We start from the raw sequence: 19,228 nt of genomic DNA on the forward strand, positions 1-19,228 counted from the left end.
TTTAGTATCGGCAACATTGGTACTAATTATAAGAGTTTTAAAAGAAAAGTAAACCCTAACCCTTAAAAAGCATTATTATGAAAGTTATAGATCTTAAAACAAATAATTTAGAACAAACCTTTAACCAATTAAAGGCAGACCTAGGTGGCCGTTTAGATTCAGCACACAAAGAGTACGCTTTAGAAATTGATAATAACATGGCTAAGGGTGAAATTAAAGGTGTATCTGTTAACGAAAATATTTCTTTCTTAGAATATAATATTACGTTTGAAAACGATACTGTAATCGCTAGAAACACACCAACCACTAACCCTATTTACTTTCTGTATTGCTCAGAGGGGCAAATGAGTCACGGGTTTGGATTAAACAGTAAACAACGCTCTTTAAACCAGTTTCAAACTGGAATATTTGCCAGCGATCCACATAAAACAAGCTGTTTCTTTTTTAGAAAAGGACAAACAGTAAAATTCTCTAACATTAGTTTCGATACGCAATCTAGCACTAAAGATGCCGATGCTATAAACTTATTGCAAACACAACTTTTAAAAACCTTTATGCCTAAAGGTGATAAAGAGATTTTTGCATACATAGGATCTTATAACTTGAGAATTTCAGAAAAAATACAACAATTAGAAGCCATTAAGCAAAAAGGTATTGTTAGACAATTATTAACTAACGGTATTGTACACATGATTTTGGCTTTAGAAATTGAGCAACACAACGAGGATACTAAAAATGGCATAACCAACTTCGGGTCTTTAAGCAGAGGCGAAATGGATACCATTAACGAGTTATCTAACTTTATACAAAATTACCCGGAAATTAAATATACACTGGCTTACTTAAGTAAAAAAGGTGGTATGTCTCCGGCAAAATTACAAGAAGGTTTTAAATTATTGCACAACCGTACGGTATCAGACTTTATTAGAAATACCCGTGTGGAAACAGCTGAAAACCTATTGAAAACAACGGACTTAAATATATCTGAAATTGTTTACACCGTTGGATTGACAAGTAGAAGTTATTTTTCTAAAATTTTTAAAGAAAAATATAACTGTAGCCCAAAGTATTACCAAGAAAATCAATATTCGGTAGCTGTAACAGCCTAATTAATAAACAAATTTTTGGGATATACTCCCGAAATAACAATGAAAAAATCCGCTAGCTTAGCGGATTTTTTGTTTTTGGGAAGGTTTGGCGTGAGTTTAATTTGGCTACAGAATTGTTAAAAAATCTTACAAGTTGTTATTCAATATTTTGAGTTTAGTGAAATGGTTTTTATATGTTTGTTATAAGTAATTTGAGCAAACCATTATGAGTAGACTAAAAACATTGATAAGCATTTTAATTCTGACCATGACATTTAGTAATTGTGGAAATAAAAAGAATGAAGAAGAAACCAACTCAAAAACTGAATTAGAAAAAGTTGAATTTCCCAAGAAAGTTTTTACCGAATCAGAAATAGCCAAATACACAGTTTCTGCGATTATGAATCAACCACCTGAAATAATAAAAGTAAAAGACAATGGCGGAATTTATAACGTTTCGTATACTCGAAAGGATGACGGGGAAAAGTTTGATTACAAGATTAAGATTAGCGGAAATAAAGTTACTTGGGGAAATATTGATGGAAGATGGAGAGACACTAAATTTGACGAGAAAATAAAGTATTCTGAAAAAGATAATAAACTAAAAATCATACAGACTTTTGAAAATGGTTCTAAAATTGTAAAAGAATTTAAAAAAACAGAATAAATAAATGAATTTGAAGATTATTGATAATGACGGTTTTTTAGCATTAGTTGATTCAAATAAATATAAATCTTTTATAACGGAAGATTGGGAATTTGAACAACTGACTTCTCACTTTATTGAACAATCAAATAAAGGACATATGGTTATTTGGAGAACAGGAGATGAAGGAGATGAATGGAATATTAGAATTGAAAAAGAAAAGACTTGTAAAGATTGTTTTAGAGAATTTGAAACTAAAATAAATGTTACTGACGGACAATTGTTCTTAACAGAATATGCTGATTTAACTATGTCTGCATCTTATCATAATTCTAAAATTCCATCGAAACATAATTCGGATTTAAATATACAATTAGACAATGGTCTTTATAATGTGATTATCAGACAACTTTTCAATCCTGATATTTACTATAGTGAAACAAAAGTTCATTTTGAGATTGTATTTAGAAAGACAGAAACTAATAAAATCGATAATATTAATAAGATAATGTGGTTTAATTGAAGAGAACGTTATACAACGTCATATTTATCAATATGAGCAATTAGTACTTAACCTAATGGTTATTCTATTTACAAAGCCACCAAATACTTAACGCTATCAAATATTAAAAAAATATAACTAACATGAATTTTGAATCATCGCCAGGTTGGGACGCTATAGATAATATTTTGAATAAAGTTTATAGCAATCAAAAACCTGAACATTTTGCCCCTGAAACGCCATTTAATTTAGGCGGAAGTGACCCTTTAGATGGTGTTAGCGTTTATTATGATAAGGAAAATGGATTTTACCACTACATAACTTACGGATTAACTGAACTCCACCAAAAGGAATCTGACAACGACGAATATAGTGGCTGGGGATTTGAATTAACTTTTAAGCTGAAATCAAATTCTAAAATGAATAATGCTCCAAAATGGCCAGTTAACATGCTACAAGAAATAGCAAAAATCGTTTTCCATGAAGAGCTTGAATTTGATGAATTTCATACGTTATCATCTGGGCCCATTACAAGTGAAAAATCCTCTATAAATGGATTATTGTTTATATTAGATAATCAACTTGGCGAAAGAGACTCGGAATATGGGAAATTTAAATTTTTACAAATATTCGGGTTAACAGAAAAGGAATTTGATGGAATTACAAACAAAACTATAGACCGCAGAGATTTAATAAAAAAAGAACACGTAAAAAACCCTTTATTAATCACTGATATAAATAAATAAATAGATTTGGTGACATTTGAACAAAATCAGACTCTAATAGACAAAACTTATTTAAAACCATAAAAAATGAATAAATCAAAAAATTTTAATTATTGGTACTTAACTATTGCTTTTGTATTAATCATGCTAACTCTTGGGTACATTTTTGAACTTGGAGAAACACTAGGAAAAGCCCTAGCAAATTAATATACTTTAGGCTAAATATAATAATAACGACACCTTTTATTTGACGTATTTGCTTAGAATTGTTTTTATATGTTTGTTGTAAGTAATTTAAGAACTGTCTCGAAATCGACAAATTCGGTATCTGAATCTTAAGATTTCGCCAATTATAAAATTCTTAACTAAAAATGATTTTTGATTTTTTAACATTGCAACTAACCATAAATCAACGACTTTAATGAAAATTCTCTTCACAATAACATCAATTTTTATAAGTATAATTCTTCACTCTCAAGAAAAAACAATAATTGGAGAAGTATGGAATTTTGAAAATAATGAACCTCTCTCCTATGTTAATATTGGAATTAAAAACAAAACCGTCGGAACAGTTTCTAATAATAATGGTTTATTCAAGCTTTTATTAAATGACCAAGTATCTTCAAAAGACACTATTATTTTTTCATACATTGGTTTTAAAACCGAAAAATATTTAGTTTCGGAACTAAATAAAATAAAAAAACCGATTTTACTTCAACCAAAAAGTATGGAATTAGATGAAGTAATTGTGAGTTCAAAAAAGATAAAATTAAAATCTAAAAAAATTGGAAGGACGTCAAAAGGCCTAGGATTGATGCACTCGAATTTTTACTCATATTATGAAAAGGATATCGATGACCGTTTGAGTAAAGAAAGGGGTATGAAGTTTAAAATGAGACGAAATTGTCATATCAAAGATTTGAATTTTAATATAACTTCAAATGACTTCAAATCTTTAAAATTTAGAGTGAATTTTTATAAAATTAAAGACGGTTTCCCAACAGATTTTATAGTTAAAAAGAATATCGTATTCGAAATAAAAGACAACTTTCTTGGTTGGTTTAAAGTCGATTTAGAACCTTATGAAATTTTTTTCAACAAAGAAATCGAAGAGGTTGCGGTAACAATTCAATGGCTTGAAAGCGTAAAAGCAAATGAAAAGAGTAAATATTTTGCAATTTCAACTGCAACCTCACCAACACATACAGCTTATTTCAGGGAAAAATCGATGGATAATTGGAATAAAGGAGGGCAAAATTTAAGTTTTTATTTAAACGCAATGTGTGAGTAAAAACTACTTACAACACCGGTTGAAAATAATTACGGTTTAGTGATAAAAAAAAAGTAGTTATATGTTTGCTTCAAATGATTTTATTTGTTAGACCCTCGTATACAACACCGTAACTATCATTAAAAAAAACATTGTAAAGCATACAAAGAAATGACAGAAGAAAAATTTTGGGAAATAATAGAAAAATCGTGGCAAGATTCTCCTGAGCTAAAAAAACAGAGAGATGAAGCAAATAATGACGAGAATTCTTTAGAACAATTAAGTTATCAGTTAGAAGAGGATATTACAGAAAACTATATCAAACGATTATCTAAACTAAAAAAAGAAGAACTCACTAAATTTATTCATATCCTTGAAGAAAGAATTTACCATATTGACAGAAAAGAGATTCATACGTATACGGATGGCTCTGATGATGGATTTTTATACTGCAGATGCTTTATTTTAGGAATGGGAAAAAGCTACTATGAATTAATAGACAAAACTCCATCTAAAGCAAAATTTGATTTAGAAGCGGAAGGTTTTGGCTTCTCGGCATATCAAGTATATGAGGAGTTATTTAATGAAGAGTTTGATAGATACTCAAAACACTCTATGGAATCTTGTTCAAATTCTGAAGGTTGGATTGAATAGCGTATAACAGCATTTTCAATAAACTGAAAGTTCTACGGATATTAACAAAACCTAACCAATAATAAAGGCTTAAAATTTAAAGCATTAACAATTGAAAACTAAATGGAAAAATATAAAATAGCTTTTGAAAACTCTTTATCAGGAAAAAAGGGTGTAGAAACTACAGTCTCTTCTACTAAGGAAGTCATAGAACACTATAAAAGCATCAATTGGTTTGAATTACTCAAAAAAGCAACACCTGAAAACCAGAATGATTCGGATATCATGGATGATAATTCTTGGAATTTTTCTATAGAATATGAAAAGTACAAAAAAGAATATATCCTTCATATTTATCCGCACCTTTACCCTACTCCAAGCGTAAAACCCGAAGACATTAAATTAGTTATTGAATTTAAAGAATCTAGCATAGTACCGACTTCGAAATTCGTTCAATTTTTCGGAGGTTCGAAAGTAAAAAAAGTTGAACAATATAAAACGGAGGCCACAGATTTATTGCAAGAAGACATATTGGAATATTTAAAAGATTTTTTAAACACCAACCATATGAATTTAAAAAAGCTTAACTCTAATGAATTTAACACCATGTTTGAGAGAGTTTGTAAAGTTTATTAAATTCAAAATATTTTTTTAAACCTATTGAAAGTAGAAGAAAAATAGATCACAATAATGAATTTTATAAAGAATATTACGGTATACCAAGTGTTACTAATTTTATTTTGGGTGTTTATAGCGCATGCCACATTTAGTGTGTTTTCAAAAATATACGAGCATAAAAAATATGACATGGAAAAAATATTGTTCGATATAAAAAAAGAGTTTCCATTTTCTACATTAAATTTCCAAAACATAAGAATTCAAGGGAATGATGAAAAAAGAAGCGTTTCACGCAATGGTGCTCCAGATAGCTATTATGAATCCGTTCATGTTTCAATAAAAAATGATAAACTACAAAAGGAGGCCAATTTCCTTTGGCTTCTTTTTCTTTTACCCTGTCTATTATTTTTAATGATTTTTGAACTTCCTCGAGACCCAAGAAATTTAAAAGTAAAGAATTTAAATAAAGTAAAACTAGAAACTTTTCTGTGGATTTTTGGAAGTCTTATTATATCACTAATTATTGCCGCCCCAACATTTAACGACAGATATTCCAGCAGTCACAAAGATTTAAACGCATTCCAACGTGAAACATCAATACTTTTAAACAAAATAAATTTAGAAAACTATAAAGTAAATGATTGAAATGTATAGATCTATAAATGCCGAAAAAGTAAACGATGATGTTATTTTAATAAATCATACAGATACTAGAGTTCTTTATTTCGAAATTTTTGTTTTATGCCCTTTAGGCTTAATGCTAATCATCCAAATTTTAAGTTATAACCATCAAGGTCTCATCGAAATTACAATAACCTTTTTACTGCTTATTATTACTATAATTTTAAATATATTTAAGAGAAAAATGTGCCCTAAAACAATCGAATTCAACAGAATTAAACAAACTGTTATTTACAAGAGAACATTCCCTAATATAAATGCAACCTATAATTTTAATAACCTTGATATTAAATCAAAAACTATAAACAATATAACTAATGATGGCCAAAAATTACATTACAAAAAATACTTAATTCAAGTTAAAAATAAAAATATAAGTTATCGTTTATGTAAAAGTAATCCCGATATGTCTTTTGATTCTTTCATTAATAAATACATGGAATCAGACAAAAAAACAATTAAAACCTTAATTCATTATAATAAAACTGATGATTTAGAATTGAATAAAGTAGTTGTCAACTAAAGCTAACATGTCTTCAATTCAACCTCTTTATAAAGTAATTTTCAAAAACCAATATTTAAGACTTCGTTTTAGGATTATACATAACGATAATCTGAATTACAATAGCCAAGAACACCAATATAAAAATCTCAATTTGGGTAAATAATTCTACCGAATCAAGAGCACGTTTACTTATAGACATTTGCCTGTTTCCTTCTGTAAGCTGTATTTTAGATAAATCACTAAGGTTAGTTTTTAAGCTTTCAATATGTTTAATAATTTGAGCATTATCAGCATAACCAGAGTGTAAAAACTTTGTTTCAGCATCTACCAACAACTTAACATTTTGCTTTAAATCTGAAAATACGTTCTCCTCTTGCGAGGTCAATTTTGTTTCCTCAAATCTAGAAACCAAAGCTTCTATATTATGGTTTACTTTTGAGTTTTTACTATCAAAAAAAGTAGAATCGGATATGGCTACTGCTAATTCCTTTTCTTGAACGGATTTTAGCATTTCAAAAATTAAATCATTCGCCACTAATCTGTCTTCGTAAATTGTAACCACAGAATCACGAACACGAACAAAATTGTTCTTATCGATTAAGTTAGTTGCAATGATCAAAACAAAAACCATTAATATTCCAAGTATCCACTTTAATTTATTATAAAACCCCATATTTTATAGCTTTTTAGAGATTAAACGTTAACTGTAAATATACAAAAAAGGGGGTGAATCAAGACTCACAATACGTTCTGAGGAAGATCGTATTTCCTAAATTTTCGTTAAAATTTTCTATCTATAATTTGTCTATAAACTTTGGTGCTTATATCCCGCTTATTGTGCCTATGCTCATCTTAAAAAAAACTTCCACTATGGACATAAACAAACTGTAAGAAATAAAAAATAAATTGACTACTTAATGTCATAATAATAGATATTCTCAAATTATATACATTTACAAATGATTAAAACTAAAAACCTAATGCAACAAGTAACAATCAATTTTTCTATTTTATTCATCTTATTTTTCTCTGTAACAAGTTGTAATAAACCTGAGGAAAAAGCTTCTTCTGATAAAAAAACAAAAAATGAAGTTTTAGTTTTAGGCACAATACACGGTGGGCACCTTACCGATAGTGTTTACAATATAGATTATCTCCAAAAGTTAATAACAGAAATAAATCCAGATTATATATTAACCGAGATTCCTCCAAAGGCATTTAAAACAGCCATGGAAGGGTTTAAAAGAGACGACAGTATCTCGGAGCCTCGTACCATGCGTTTCCCTGAATATGTTGATGTTATTTTTCCGTTATCAAAGAAAATGAAGTTTGAAATTATACCAACAGCTGGATGGACAAAATATATGGCAGCCGAACGTGGGGCAAAATTAAGAGCCATTCGCCAAGACACTTCGAGAGCTGATGATTGGGCTGAATATGTAAAAGGAAATAAACTTTCAGATTCATTATATTTGGCTAGTGGTAAAGTAAATAATCCATACTTTATCCATACAAATCAATATGATAGCATTCAAGATATAAGCCTGCAAACGTATAATACATTGTTTAATGATGAGCTTGGCCTTGGTGGCTGGGAAAATATTAATATCGCACATTATTGGAATATTGAAAAGGCTTTAGAAAAACACCGCTATCAAGGAAAACGCATACTAATTACATATGGCGCCGGACATAAAGGTTGGTTTTTAAAGGAATTACGTAAACGTGATGATATTGAATTATTAGAGATGAAGCCTTTTTTAGATGCTATTGAATAAAACAAACTATTACTTTAAATGATTGAAAAGCTCCAAAATAACGACATAGAAGTATCTAAAAAAATATATTCCGTTTTTCAGTCATCTTATAAAATTGAAGCGGAATTATTAAATGCTATTGATTTCCCTCCTTTAAAAAGACCTCTTGAAAATTATGTAAACAGTGATACAACCTTTTTTGGATACTTAAAAGATAAAGAGCTTGCTGGTGTTATTGAAATTAGCCATAATAAGAACTTTACACATATTAATAGCTTAGTGGTGTCTCCAAGTTTTTTTAGACAAGGAGTTGCAAGGAAATTAATGGAATTTGTTTTAAACACATTCGATTCTAAACTATTTGTTGTTGAAACAGGTGTAGATAATGGGCCAGCTTCCGAATTGTATAAGAAATTTAATTTCAAAGAAGTTAAACAATGGGACACCGACCATGGAGTAAGAAAAATAAAATTTGAACTAAGAATAAATGCTTCAGTATAACACCTAGAATTGTTATGCTAGGCTTAAAACACTTCAGTTTATCATGATTTTAGGATTCACTAATACCGCATACTCAAAAGTTGCCATCGTTTAATTACACCTACTGCAAAACAAAATGATACAAGCCAAGCATTGTGATTTATGTGAGTTCCCTAAAAGGAATTTGAAAACTGGCTTACATTGTGGTTTGACTGATAAAAAACCTGATTTTAAAGTTTCTTGTTCAAAAATTAAATTTAGTAAGGAATTCAAAAACTATCTTCCTGAATTACAGAATCAAATTGAAAAATTAAAAAAACGAAAAACATCTGTTTACGTAAAATTTCTTCTAACATCCACCATTGGATTAATCGTTATATTTAAAAGCCATTCCCTTTTAGAGATCGTATTTAAAATGGAATTAAGTTATTCGAGTTGGAGATATTTTGAAGATACATACTTAATTTATTTGGTTGGAGCTGCTATTTTATCAATAGCTTTGAGGCCAATACTTCAATACAAGAAAGCATTAAAAGACCTTAAATCTGAAAAAACTGAAATAAATACAGTAATTAACAAATATAACCTTAATATAGAATCTTTAATAAATCGCGATAAAAAGTAATATTAAATGACAGAAATTATTGATTTAAGTCAGGAAATATATGAAGGAATGCCTGTTTTTAAAGACCTTCCACAAGTTAAAATGGAAATTCATAATTCTCACGAAGAATGGGACGGCATAAAAAACCCTAAAACAAGAACACCTACAGTACATAAATTAGAACTCGGTGAACACACAGGAACTCATGTTGATGCTATAAACCATATGGCAAAAGAATATGAAGGACAATCGATAGATACCATGCCTTTATCTATGTTTTATACAGAAGGTATTTGTTTAGATTTTTCACACAAAAAGCTTAGAGAATTAATCGAACCTATTGAAATTGAAAATGCTTGTAAAAAACAAAATTTAGACATTAAACAAGGTGATACCGTTTTGATTTATACCGACCATTACCGAAAACATTTTAATGGTATAGATTGGGGAAACGGACCGGGAGTTTCTATTGAAACTGCTCGTTGGCTAGGAGAGAAAAAAATTGCTGCATTTGGCGTAGAAACCATGTCTCCTGGCGTTCCAAAAATATCGAACAAAGAAGTACATCATATTTGCGGCGAATTAGGCTTTACTCATTATGAAAACATGATAAATCTTGATTTATTAATTGGAAGAGGACGATTTAGGTTTATTGGACTTCCATTAAAAATAAGAGGAGGAACAGGCTCTCCTGTCAGAGCTGTTGCAATATTTGAAAAATAGTAACTATTACATGTAAAATTACAAAAATGACAAAAACAATATTTCAACTGTTATTACTCTTTGCTTTCTTTAATAGTATTGCTCAAAACTCAAAATTTGAATTAGGCCCTGAAATAGGCTTAAATATTAGTGATTTTAGATATATTGAAGCTAGGTATGTACAAGGTTATTCCATAGAAAGAATATCATTTGGACTTGTGGGTAAATTCAATTTTTCTAGAAATTGGGCGATAAAATCGAAGTTAAAATATGAAGGAAAAGGAATTCTGAATGAAAACGAGTGGGATACAGGATCTGTAATTCAAAAATTAAACTACTTAGTAATGCCAATTATGGCCGAATGGAGATTAGGCAAAGGAAATCTACAAGGTTTCTTTAATTTTGGAGCCTATGGAGCAACATTAATATCCGCCAAACGAGAATATTATTTGAATTCTATTGGAGGAGAAAAAGATACTACGGATAATAAAGATGAATTCAAACCTTATGATCTTGGGGTTGCTGGTGGGGTTGGAATTATTTATCAATTAAAAAACAACTTAAAAATCACACTCGATTTAGGAGGGCAATTAGGTTTGAGTCCCGTCGATTCTGGATATGGAAGTAATACTGGCTGGAGAGCTAATCAACATTTAACCGGAAATATTGGATTACTGTTTGAATTATAAGCTTACTACGCTACATTATACAATTTAATGATAGCTCTAATTTAAAATCAAAATCTTTGTTTTTTCATGTTTATTTGGTTTAAATTCATTAAATTAGTTATTCACTCAAGTACGGGTAAAATCTAATTATAAACTAAAAATTAAAACCATGGAAAAGACTTCGATAATACTTTTAGCAATAAGCCTTTTTGTAGTAATTACTTTTCTGTATTGGAGATTAACTCGTGCTTATGCCGAAAAGGAATTCGGTAAAAACATTTGGAAACAATGGGGAACGCGGACCTTTTATTGGCAAGGTGCTCTATACTTTAGTGGAGGACTTACGGTTGCCTTAATTTTTGTGTTAAAATCAGCAAATGTCTTAACGTTTTAATAGTTAAAAATCGTTTAAGCATTGAACATCTCATCCCTATTAAAATCTCACAAAGAAGAGATTATCTTAAATTTGAGTATTGAAGATTTAAAAGAGAAACTCAATGAAGATATAGAAACCTTTCATTTTAGATGGGAATCTGAGACGCGTTTCATTATCAGTTTAAAGTTCTCGTTCGGCTCTAGCTTAACTTTCGATACACATTATCATAACACCAAAAGTGACATCATAGCCAAAGGGAATTTAACCAAATTATCTAGTTTAAAAACAAAAATATCTTTAGAGACTAAAAGTAGATATTGGTTATTATTTTTACTTTGTCTCCCCATACTTATGCTAATATTAGATTTATGGTTGCAAATAGGCATTTTTATACCGGCTTATTTTATTTTTCCTGTAGTCTTTTTAATCCTCACAAAGGTGATTCAGCATGAGTATAAACGGTTAATAATAAATTTTAAAACTTATTTACATCAAAATTAGAAAACAAAAAAAAACGGTAAGAGTTTCCTCTTACCGTTTTTTCTTTTTCTAACAATTTTTATTTTCTATTTAAACGTTTTTAAAGACGAACGTAACATCCAAGCCATTTGTTCATGCATTTGCATAATACCGGTAATAAAATCGGCTGTACCTTCATCGTTATGCGCTTCGGCGTTGTCGCCAATATTTTCTCTTATAAATTTAATCACTGTTTCGTGATCTTCTAATAAAACCTTCATAAAACTAGCACTATCATTAGTGTCTGGTCCGTTTTCTTTCAATTCAGAAAGTTCTATAAACTGTTGCATACTTCCTGGCGAATAAAAGCCTAACATACGGATACGTTCTGCAACTTCGTCAATGGTATTTTCTAGTTTTCCATATTCTTCTTCAAAGAACACATGCTTACTATGAAAATCAATTCCTTCAACATTCCAGTGCGCGTTTCTGTATTTAGTATACATTACATATTCATCGGCAAGTAGTTGCTTTAACATTTCTACTACTGCTTTTCTATTATCTTTCTTAATGCCTATGGCTGCTGTTGTTGTTTCCATTTTCTTTATTTTTTTATGATTATAATATAAAGATACTAGTAATCATGGGCTTCGATTAACGCTAAACATTTAATAATTAGCGCTAAAAAATTACAGCTCCAGGCCACCATATTTTACGCCTTAACCATGAGCCTACTTTTTCTTGTTTTCTTTTTTGCTTGCTTTTTCGGCATCTTCAAAATCTATATCATTATCCACAACACCTTTAAAAGCTTCTATCCATCCATTCTTAAAGACATTAAACACACTTGGCCATACTTTGGTCTTTACTTGGTTTAAATCGCCCGATAAAGGCACCTTTGTTGCTAAGGTGTTATTCCCTTTATTTTTTAAAACGAATTTAAAAAAGCCAACAAAACCTTCCCATAGGGTGTTTAAAAAGCTGTCTTGTTCAGCACTAATTAACTTAGAATCTTTCAGTAAAGGTTTTACATAACCCGTTAAAAAACCATCGGCAATAGCAATTTCACTAAATACATTAAAACTTCCTTCAGCAAAATCGATGCCTGCATAATAATTAGTAAAATCGTTAAGTGCTGTTGCAGAAGCATCTTCCAAAGAAAATGATACATCCATATCTGGAATTTGCTTCACTAAATCCATTTTTCCGTTTAAGGTAAAACGACCTTCCCCAATAGACATGGCGGTAGCATTAATTTCAGAAGGCAATTCGCGCTCAGTACGTTCTACATTTCTAAGGTTGGTGGCGTTTAACTGAATTTGGTTTAAATTTAAATCGATATTTGGGTCGGCAGTAAGTTGCACAAAGGCAGCTTTACCGTCTATAATTTCAAGATTATTAATATCAATTGGTACCAAATCGGTTAAAGCTTTTGTCCAATCATCAAAATCAGGATCTGCAGCTTCATTTTTTTGTTGATCTTCAAAAACATAAATAAATTGCGGGCTCGTCATTACAATTTCACTCACTACCCTACCCTTAAATAAAGAACGCCATTCTATGGAAATATCCGTTTCTGCTAACTTTATAAAGGGCACCTCGGAACCTGCATCAATCTTATTTAAATATAAATTATGAATTACATAAGCACCACGAAAAAGCGAAATATCAATACCAGAAACCTGACCATAATAACCCGGAATGTCCGCAAGAACATTATTTACATACTTTTTAACCATAAAAGGTAATAACAACCTAAACAAGATTAAAACACCAATAATAATTACCGGTATAGTATATCGTTTTTTCTTCAAGCCTCTGTTTTTCTTCTTTTCCATGTGTTCTGTTTTATTTTTTTCCGTTACCAACTACTGTATTTTTAAGACCATCTTTCGTATTTAACCATAAATAGTTAAAAAACGATTTTGTTCTATCGCGCTCCACAGCAATATCTCCGTACCTATAACCGTTGGCATCGGTTTTAGAGCCATCATTAGTTAAAATATTAACCAATGTACTCAGTGTTTTATTTATACCTAATTGATCTTCATCTAATATAGAGAATTTAAAGTTCTCATATTTCATTTTCATTTCACCAGTAGATTCAAAATCATTACCATGTATTGTGAAATACATTTCATGAATGCGACCTAAAGCCCTTACATTAGCCTGAGATTCTAAAAACGGATTAATAGTTTCTCCTTCCAAATCGGTTAAAATAGCCGATGCATTAAAAGAATCTGCAGCATCCTTAGTATTAAAATCCCAATTAAATAATATTGGTGCTTTGCCCATAAGTTTGGCTTCCACTTTAATATCAATTTTTTCAGCATTGGTGTTAGAAACATTATTAATTTCTGCATCCAAATCTTCAAAAGAAATAGACACGGGGTCTATATCTAAATCAATCTTTTCAGAATAAAATACATTGGCATTTTTTATAAAGAAAGATTCAATATTTAGTTTTATAGGAAGGTTTTCGAGCTGCGTTCCATAAAGTGTTTTTACTGTAAAATCGTCTGCTATTAATTTGTTTCTATACAGGTTTAATTCTGAATTATTTAAATTGAAACGCTTTACTGAAACTGTAAAACTATCTTTAACTGTTCCCAATTCTAAAGCTTCAAAATTTCCTTGAGGCACTTTAAAATCTACATAATCACGCTCTACAGTTAATCGTTTTGAAAGTGCTTCTTTATTATATTTTGAAGTAATTGATAAATTTTCAAACTCTAAATTATTTTCTTCAAATGAAAGGCTAGCCACTTTTAATTCTTCAAAACGACTTAAATCTAAATACAGCTCTTGCAATTCCACATCTAAGGTTTCGTAATTAAAAGGAATTTTATTTTGAAGCATAGCCTCGTCTGTTTTCACATCAGATATATTAAAAGATAACTCATTTACAGAGAAGTGAATATCATCTGTATCTTCTTTATATAGCGTAATATTTGCATTTTTTATTTCAAAATTATCGGCTTCAAATCGCTTATCATTCCAAAGCGGCCAATATGCAACATCGGTTATTTTTAAAAATTCCGTAGTTGCTAAAATCTCTATCTTTTCAGTTATTTCATTTAAGCTCTTTAAGTTCAAATTATGAAATTTAACCGACCCTAAAAGGATATTAATATCCAAATCGTCGTAACTTAACTCAACGTTATCGGGTGTTTTTTCATTTATAGCTTCTGTTAAAGCATATTTACCATAAACCTGCAAGCCTAATAAACATAACAATAATATAATAGCAACCCCAAGCAAAACTTGGGGCCATTTTTTATGTATTGTTTTTGTTTTATATTCTGTTTTAGGCATCGTCATCTTCAGTAAATTGTTGGTCTAAAGGTTCTTTGTTTAAACCTGTGCTATCCGCATCTATATATTGTTTAAATTCCGCGGCACTTTTAATTTGTATATAGTTTTCACCATCTATCACAATTGGATATTTTAATAATTGCGGCTCATTCTCTAATATTTTTAACCAATCGTGCTGTTCCATAATTGCAGAATCTTCACCATAGGTTTCTGTAAAACCAGGATGGTCTTTATTTATTAAGTCCGATATATTTTTACCCAACTTACTGGCTAATTCGGCCCATTGTGTTCCGGTAACGTTTGTTTTAGATATATCTACTGCATGTAGTTTTTTCTCAGAAGATTTTACATAAGCATACGTTTGCTTGCCTATAGAGTTCTCTGAATGATAATAAATTGTAATTTTTCTGTTGTCTGTTGATATCACTCCCATAATGTTTTAATTTAGGTCGAAAGATACCTTCATTCTACTTTTTTAATTAGCGTAATCAAATTCTTTTGTAACTCAAAAGCACGCGCTATCCAACTATCAACGGTACATTAACTATCTTGTGAGTACAAAATAAAACAAGATAATGAACACACTATTATGGACTTTATACGGGGTTGTTACCCTTTGGAGCATCATCAGTATTATACTGCATGGCAGCCGACCAACAAAATCATTAAGTTGGTTATTGGCTGTGGTATTACTACCATTTGCTGGGCCATTACTTTATTATCTATTTGGTGTTAATAGAAGGAAGTTTAAATTTTTCAGGTTGAAGCAAACCGAAAAACGAAAGCTCTTTGATGAAAAATATAAAGACATTCATGAGTTAGAGAATAGTGTAGAATTTAACTCTTCTAAAAAGAAAAAACTTTCTCGACTTATTGAAAACGGTACGTTACTTAAAGCTTACGATGGTAATAACGCTACAGTACTTAATGGCGGAAAAGAAACCTTTGAAAGTATATTTGAAACCTTAGAAAAAGCAGAACACTTTATTCATTTACAATATTATATTTTTTCCGAAGGTGAACTTTCAGAACGTTTTTACAACATATTTAAGGAGAAAATTGCAAAAGGTGTCGAGGTGAGATTAATTTACGATTCTTTCGGGAGTTCTTCTTTTCGAGGAAACACCATTAAACGTTTTCGTGATCTTGGGGTGAAAGCCTTCCCTATGATGCCAATTCGTTTTGGAAGTCTTCTATTTACCTTGAATTATAGAAATCACAGAAAAATGATTATTGTTGATGGAAAAATTGGGTTTACAGGCGGTGTAAATGTATCCGATCAATATATAAAACCTATTTCCGATCTCGGAATTTGGAACGATATACATATTAAGCTAGAAGGCCCTGTAGTGAAGAGTTTACATCGTGTTTTTATAAAAGATTATTATTTTGCTAGTGATGAAGAGTTGCTTCTAAAAGAAAAATATATTCCTAAAATTGAACAAAAAGGAAACCATACCATCCAAATTGTAGCTGCTGGGCCAGACTCTAAACAACCAGCTATCATGCAGCAATATATAAGTATGATTATGCTGGCCGAAAAATGTATTTGCATTGCCAATCCTTATTTTATACCAAGTATTGCTGTGCTACAAGCATTAAAAATTGCAACATTGAGTGGTATTGAAGTTAACATACTTGTACCAAAAGTATCGGATTCTAAAATGGCAAAACTAAGCATGTTTTCAAATTTTGAAGAGTTACTTGCTGTTGGGGTTAACGTATACTTGAGGCCCGATTTTTCGCATAGTAAAATGATTTTAATCGATGGTGAAATTGCATCTATAGGTTCTGGTAATTTTGACTACCGAAGCTTCGAGCATAATTTTGAAACCAACGCTTTACTTTATGATGTTGAGTTAACCAAGAGCATACAAACAGAGTTTGATACTATTTGTAATAATTACATACCGCTAGATTACGAGTCTTTTAAAAACAGACCAGTCTGGAAACGTTTGCTAGAAGGTATGGCTAAGTTTTTTAGTCCGTTACTATAAAAGGAGACCACGAAATAAAACGAATGAAATTTTTAATTTATATACTAATATTTATGAGTGTAGAATACACAAAAGCACAACACATTATACCCGAAATTATAAAAAAAGAAGCCACGATTGCACTAGCTTACTATCCGCAATTAAAAGATACCGAAATAGAGTTTCGCTTTAAAAACGACATTAAAAAATCGACCATGCTGGCGCAACCTGTGTTTTGCAGTCTTTTAAAAAATCGTAAAAAAAGAAAGTATTTGGTGTTATTGAGTAGAAAGTTTAAAATATCGGGGAAAGAATTTAAAACTACCGATGTAGATAGCGATATTTTAATTGGATGGCTTGGTCATGAATTAGGTCATATTTGCGATTATCAAAACCGCAGCAGCCTTAACCTTATTTGGTTTGGCATTACATATCTACTTTCCGATAATCATATTAGAAAAGCAGAACGCGCAGCAGACTCTTACGCGGTTTCATCTGGAATGGCTGAATATATTCTAAAAACAAAACATTTTATTTTAAATAATGCTGAAATTGATGAAACATACAAAGCCCGTATTAGAAAATACTATTTAGCTCCAGATGAAATTTTACTGTTAGTGAAAGAACGAGAAGCTGTAGAAAACTAATTTCTTACAGCTTAGAGGCTACAAAATCTTCCCATTCGGCAAATTTTTCTTGCCCCATTACACGCTCCATTTTTACTTGTCCGCCTTTCTTTTTATTGCTTCCACTCCAATCGTGAAAAACAGAAGGCGATACCGTGTTAACCTTTACACCTTCTAAAGCTTTAGAACGTGCCACTTTATAATTTTTATTGGCATTCTTCAAAAATTCATCTAAAGCATTTACCAATTTATCAGTCTCTATGTTAGACTCTGTACCCAAATACCAGCAGTGGTAAAAATCATCGTTAATTCTATTGGCACAAAGCGTATATTCAGGTATTTCAATATCAAATTCCTTTTCTAAGTGTTGTACAGCATCATTCAATTTATTAACCGATAATTGAGAACCAACAGTGTTTAAAAAGAATTTTGTTCGTCCCGTAATTTTAATTTCGGCACGTTTAATATCTGTAAACTCAATAGTATCACCTATTAAATAACGCCACGATCCTGCCACCGTACTAATTACCAAAACATAATCTTGATTAAGTTCTACCTCAGAAATAGATAACGACGGCGCATCTTGCACCAACGAACCATCTGCTTGAATATACTCGGGCTTAAAAGGTACAAATTCAAAATAAACGCCATTATTGGTTACTAACTTCATAGCATCCGTATCTGGTCGTTCTTGGAATGCCATAAAACCTTCCGAAGCCAAATAAGTATCAATAACCGTAATAGGTTTTCCTAAAAGGGCATTAAAACTTCTTTTATATGGACCAAAAGCTACACCTCCAGAAGTATACACTTGTAAGTTCGGCCAAATCTCATGTATATTATTTAAACCATGATAATCTATCACTTTTTGCAGCATTAACTCCATCCAAGATGGAATACCGCTTAGTGCACCAATATCCCAATTAGCAGCGTTTTCAGCTATACGTTGTACACGTTTATCCCAATCGTCAATTTGAGCAATTTCTTTTCCTGGCTTATAATAATTTTGAAACCAAAACGGAATATTACTAGCGCTAATACCACTAATTTCACCTTCTAGCGCATCATTATGTTCTTCAAGATCTGTAGAACTTCCAAGCATCATAATTTCTTTTTCATAAAAATCGGCTGGTAAATCAAAGTTTCTTAAGGCAAGAACTTGTTGAATTCCTGCATTTCTAATAGCTTTAACCATGGCATCTGTAACCGGAATACGTTTATTTGTTTTCCCTGTAGTTCCCGAACTTAGAGCAAAATAATCTGGGCTATCTGGCCAAGTAATATCCTTTTCACCAGCTTGCACCTTTTCCCACCACTGTTCTGTAATTTGATTGTAATCGTGAAATGGCACTTTAGCTCTAAAATCACGTTCCATAGTATCCGATTTTAGAATCTCTTCAAATTGATAGGCTTTACCAAACTCGGTATCTTTTGCGGTTTCTAGTAAATCTTTTAGAACCTCGCGTTGTTCTTCTGCAGCATCAAATTCTGAAGAAATGATTTCTGATGCATGAATTATTCCTTTAATTATATTTCCTATTATGGCCATATTTACAGTGGTTTTATCGGTTAATAGCTATTTTTAAGAGTACGTAAA

23 protein-coding genes are annotated in these 19,228 nt (G+C 30.8%); 17 read left to right on the forward strand and 6 right to left on the reverse strand.

What is annotated here, in order from left to right; translation table 11 throughout:
• Nucleotides 1-77 precede the first annotated feature (77 nt).
• From V6246_RS04490 to V6246_RS04530, 9 genes are all read left to right on the forward strand, one after another.
• Nucleotides 78-1,109, forward strand: a complete 1,032-nt coding sequence (locus V6246_RS04490) for a helix-turn-helix domain-containing protein (protein ID WP_341559173.1) — start codon at nt 78-80, stop codon at nt 1,107-1,109.
• Between the two features lie 205 nt (nt 1,110-1,314).
• On the forward strand, nt 1,315-1,755 hold the full coding sequence (locus V6246_RS04495; protein ID WP_341559174.1) for a hypothetical protein: 441 nt from the start codon (nt 1,315-1,317) through the stop codon (nt 1,753-1,755).
• A gap of 4 nt (nt 1,756-1,759) precedes the next feature.
• The gene (locus tag V6246_RS04500; RefSeq protein ID WP_341559176.1) at nt 1,760-2,257 is read left to right on the forward strand and encodes a hypothetical protein; all 498 of its coding nucleotides are present in this window, start codon (nt 1,760-1,762) and stop codon (nt 2,255-2,257) included.
• A gap of 122 nt (nt 2,258-2,379) precedes the next feature.
• Nucleotides 2,380-2,982: a suppressor of fused domain protein gene (locus V6246_RS04505; RefSeq protein ID WP_341559178.1), complete on the forward strand. Its 603-nt coding sequence runs from the start codon at nt 2,380-2,382 to the stop codon at nt 2,980-2,982.
• A 400-nt stretch (nt 2,983-3,382) separates the two neighbouring features.
• Nucleotides 3,383-4,252, forward strand: coding sequence for a carboxypeptidase-like regulatory domain-containing protein (locus V6246_RS04510; RefSeq protein ID WP_341559179.1), 870 nt, complete (start codon nt 3,383-3,385; stop codon nt 4,250-4,252).
• Between the two features lie 150 nt (nt 4,253-4,402).
• Nucleotides 4,403-4,885, forward strand: coding sequence for a DUF4240 domain-containing protein (locus V6246_RS04515; protein WP_052415431.1), 483 nt, complete (start codon nt 4,403-4,405; stop codon nt 4,883-4,885).
• Nucleotides 4,886-4,987: 102 nt separating this feature from the next.
• Entirely contained in the window at nt 4,988-5,500 is a 513-nt protein-coding gene (locus tag V6246_RS04520; RefSeq protein ID WP_341559181.1) for a hypothetical protein, read from the forward strand.
• Nucleotides 5,501-5,671: 171 nt separating this feature from the next.
• Nucleotides 5,672-6,127, forward strand: a complete 456-nt coding sequence (locus V6246_RS04525) for a hypothetical protein (RefSeq protein ID WP_341559183.1) — start codon at nt 5,672-5,674, stop codon at nt 6,125-6,127.
• Nucleotides 6,120-6,686 carry a hypothetical protein gene (locus V6246_RS04530; protein WP_341559185.1) on the forward strand — a complete coding sequence of 189 codons (567 nt, stop codon included), beginning with the start codon at nt 6,120-6,122 and terminating at the stop codon, nt 6,684-6,686. Before V6246_RS04525 ends, V6246_RS04530 begins: the two co-directional genes overlap by 8 nt.
• A gap of 55 nt (nt 6,687-6,741) precedes the next feature.
• Here V6246_RS04530 and V6246_RS04535 read toward each other — a convergent pair whose 3' ends face one another.
• The gene (locus V6246_RS04535; RefSeq protein ID WP_341559187.1) at nt 6,742-7,341 is read right to left on the reverse strand and encodes an MCP four helix bundle domain-containing protein; all 600 of its coding nucleotides are present in this window, start codon (nt 7,339-7,341) and stop codon (nt 6,742-6,744) included.
• Nucleotides 7,342-7,648: 307 nt separating this feature from the next.
• Between V6246_RS04535 and V6246_RS04540 the strand changes: the two genes are divergently transcribed.
• From V6246_RS04540 to V6246_RS04565, 6 genes are all read left to right on the forward strand, one after another.
• Complete coding sequence (locus tag V6246_RS04540) at nt 7,649-8,446, forward strand: hypothetical protein (protein WP_341559189.1); 798 nt, start codon at nt 7,649-7,651, stop codon at nt 8,444-8,446.
• An 18-nt stretch (nt 8,447-8,464) separates the two neighbouring features.
• A complete protein-coding gene (locus tag V6246_RS04545; protein ID WP_042498618.1) occupies nt 8,465-8,926 on the forward strand; it encodes a GNAT family N-acetyltransferase in 462 nt (153 codons plus the stop codon).
• A gap of 115 nt (nt 8,927-9,041) precedes the next feature.
• Nucleotides 9,042-9,530 (forward strand): hypothetical protein, encoded by a 489-nt coding sequence (locus V6246_RS04550; protein ID WP_341559191.1) that lies wholly within the window; start codon nt 9,042-9,044, stop codon nt 9,528-9,530.
• Between the two features lie 6 nt (nt 9,531-9,536).
• A complete protein-coding gene (locus V6246_RS04555) occupies nt 9,537-10,232 on the forward strand; it encodes a cyclase family protein (protein WP_341559193.1) in 696 nt (231 codons plus the stop codon).
• A 26-nt stretch (nt 10,233-10,258) separates the two neighbouring features.
• Nucleotides 10,259-10,900 (forward strand): porin family protein, encoded by a 642-nt coding sequence (locus V6246_RS04560; RefSeq protein ID WP_341559194.1) that lies wholly within the window; start codon nt 10,259-10,261, stop codon nt 10,898-10,900.
• Nucleotides 10,901-11,048: 148 nt separating this feature from the next.
• Nucleotides 11,049-11,273 (forward strand): hypothetical protein, encoded by a 225-nt coding sequence (locus tag V6246_RS04565; protein ID WP_341559195.1) that lies wholly within the window; start codon nt 11,049-11,051, stop codon nt 11,271-11,273.
• A 548-nt stretch (nt 11,274-11,821) separates the two neighbouring features.
• Here the strand turns inward: V6246_RS04565 and V6246_RS04570 are convergent.
• The 4 genes from V6246_RS04570 to V6246_RS04585 all read right to left on the reverse strand — a co-directional run bounded on the left by V6246_RS04570 (nt 11,822) and on the right by V6246_RS04585 (nt 15,462).
• Nucleotides 11,822-12,313 carry a Dps family protein gene (locus V6246_RS04570; RefSeq protein WP_042498602.1) on the reverse strand — a complete coding sequence of 164 codons (492 nt, stop codon included), beginning with the start codon at nt 12,311-12,313 and terminating at the stop codon, nt 11,822-11,824.
• A 132-nt stretch (nt 12,314-12,445) separates the two neighbouring features.
• A complete protein-coding gene (locus tag V6246_RS04575; RefSeq protein ID WP_341559197.1) occupies nt 12,446-13,552 on the reverse strand; it encodes a DUF748 domain-containing protein in 1,107 nt (368 codons plus the stop codon).
• Between the two features lie 10 nt (nt 13,553-13,562).
• Nucleotides 13,563-15,029 (reverse strand): hypothetical protein, encoded by a 1,467-nt coding sequence (locus tag V6246_RS04580; RefSeq protein WP_341559198.1) that lies wholly within the window; start codon nt 15,027-15,029, stop codon nt 13,563-13,565.
• Nucleotides 15,022-15,462 (reverse strand): arsenate reductase family protein, encoded by a 441-nt coding sequence (locus tag V6246_RS04585; protein ID WP_341559200.1) that lies wholly within the window; start codon nt 15,460-15,462, stop codon nt 15,022-15,024. The genes V6246_RS04580 and V6246_RS04585 overlap by 8 nt, the downstream gene beginning before the upstream one ends.
• Nucleotides 15,463-15,604: 142 nt before the next feature.
• On the opposite strand from V6246_RS04585, the gene cls reads away from it, so the two are divergent.
• Nucleotides 15,605-17,026, forward strand: a complete 1,422-nt coding sequence (cls, locus tag V6246_RS04590; protein ID WP_341559201.1) for a cardiolipin synthase — start codon at nt 15,605-15,607, stop codon at nt 17,024-17,026.
• A gap of 23 nt (nt 17,027-17,049) precedes the next feature.
• Nucleotides 17,050-17,652, forward strand: a complete 603-nt coding sequence (locus tag V6246_RS04595) for a hypothetical protein (protein ID WP_341559203.1) — start codon at nt 17,050-17,052, stop codon at nt 17,650-17,652.
• 4 nt (nt 17,653-17,656) lie between these two features.
• Here the strand turns inward: V6246_RS04595 and V6246_RS04600 are convergent, their stop codons facing one another.
• Nucleotides 17,657-19,180 (reverse strand): GH3 family domain-containing protein, encoded by a 1,524-nt coding sequence (locus tag V6246_RS04600; protein WP_341559205.1) that lies wholly within the window; start codon nt 19,178-19,180, stop codon nt 17,657-17,659.
• Nucleotides 19,181-19,228: the final 48 nt, after the last annotated feature.

It is taken from the genome of Algibacter sp. TI.3.09 (assembly GCF_038154905.1).
In the GTDB taxonomy this organism is placed as follows: Bacteria; Bacteroidota; Bacteroidia; order Flavobacteriales; family Flavobacteriaceae; genus Algibacter.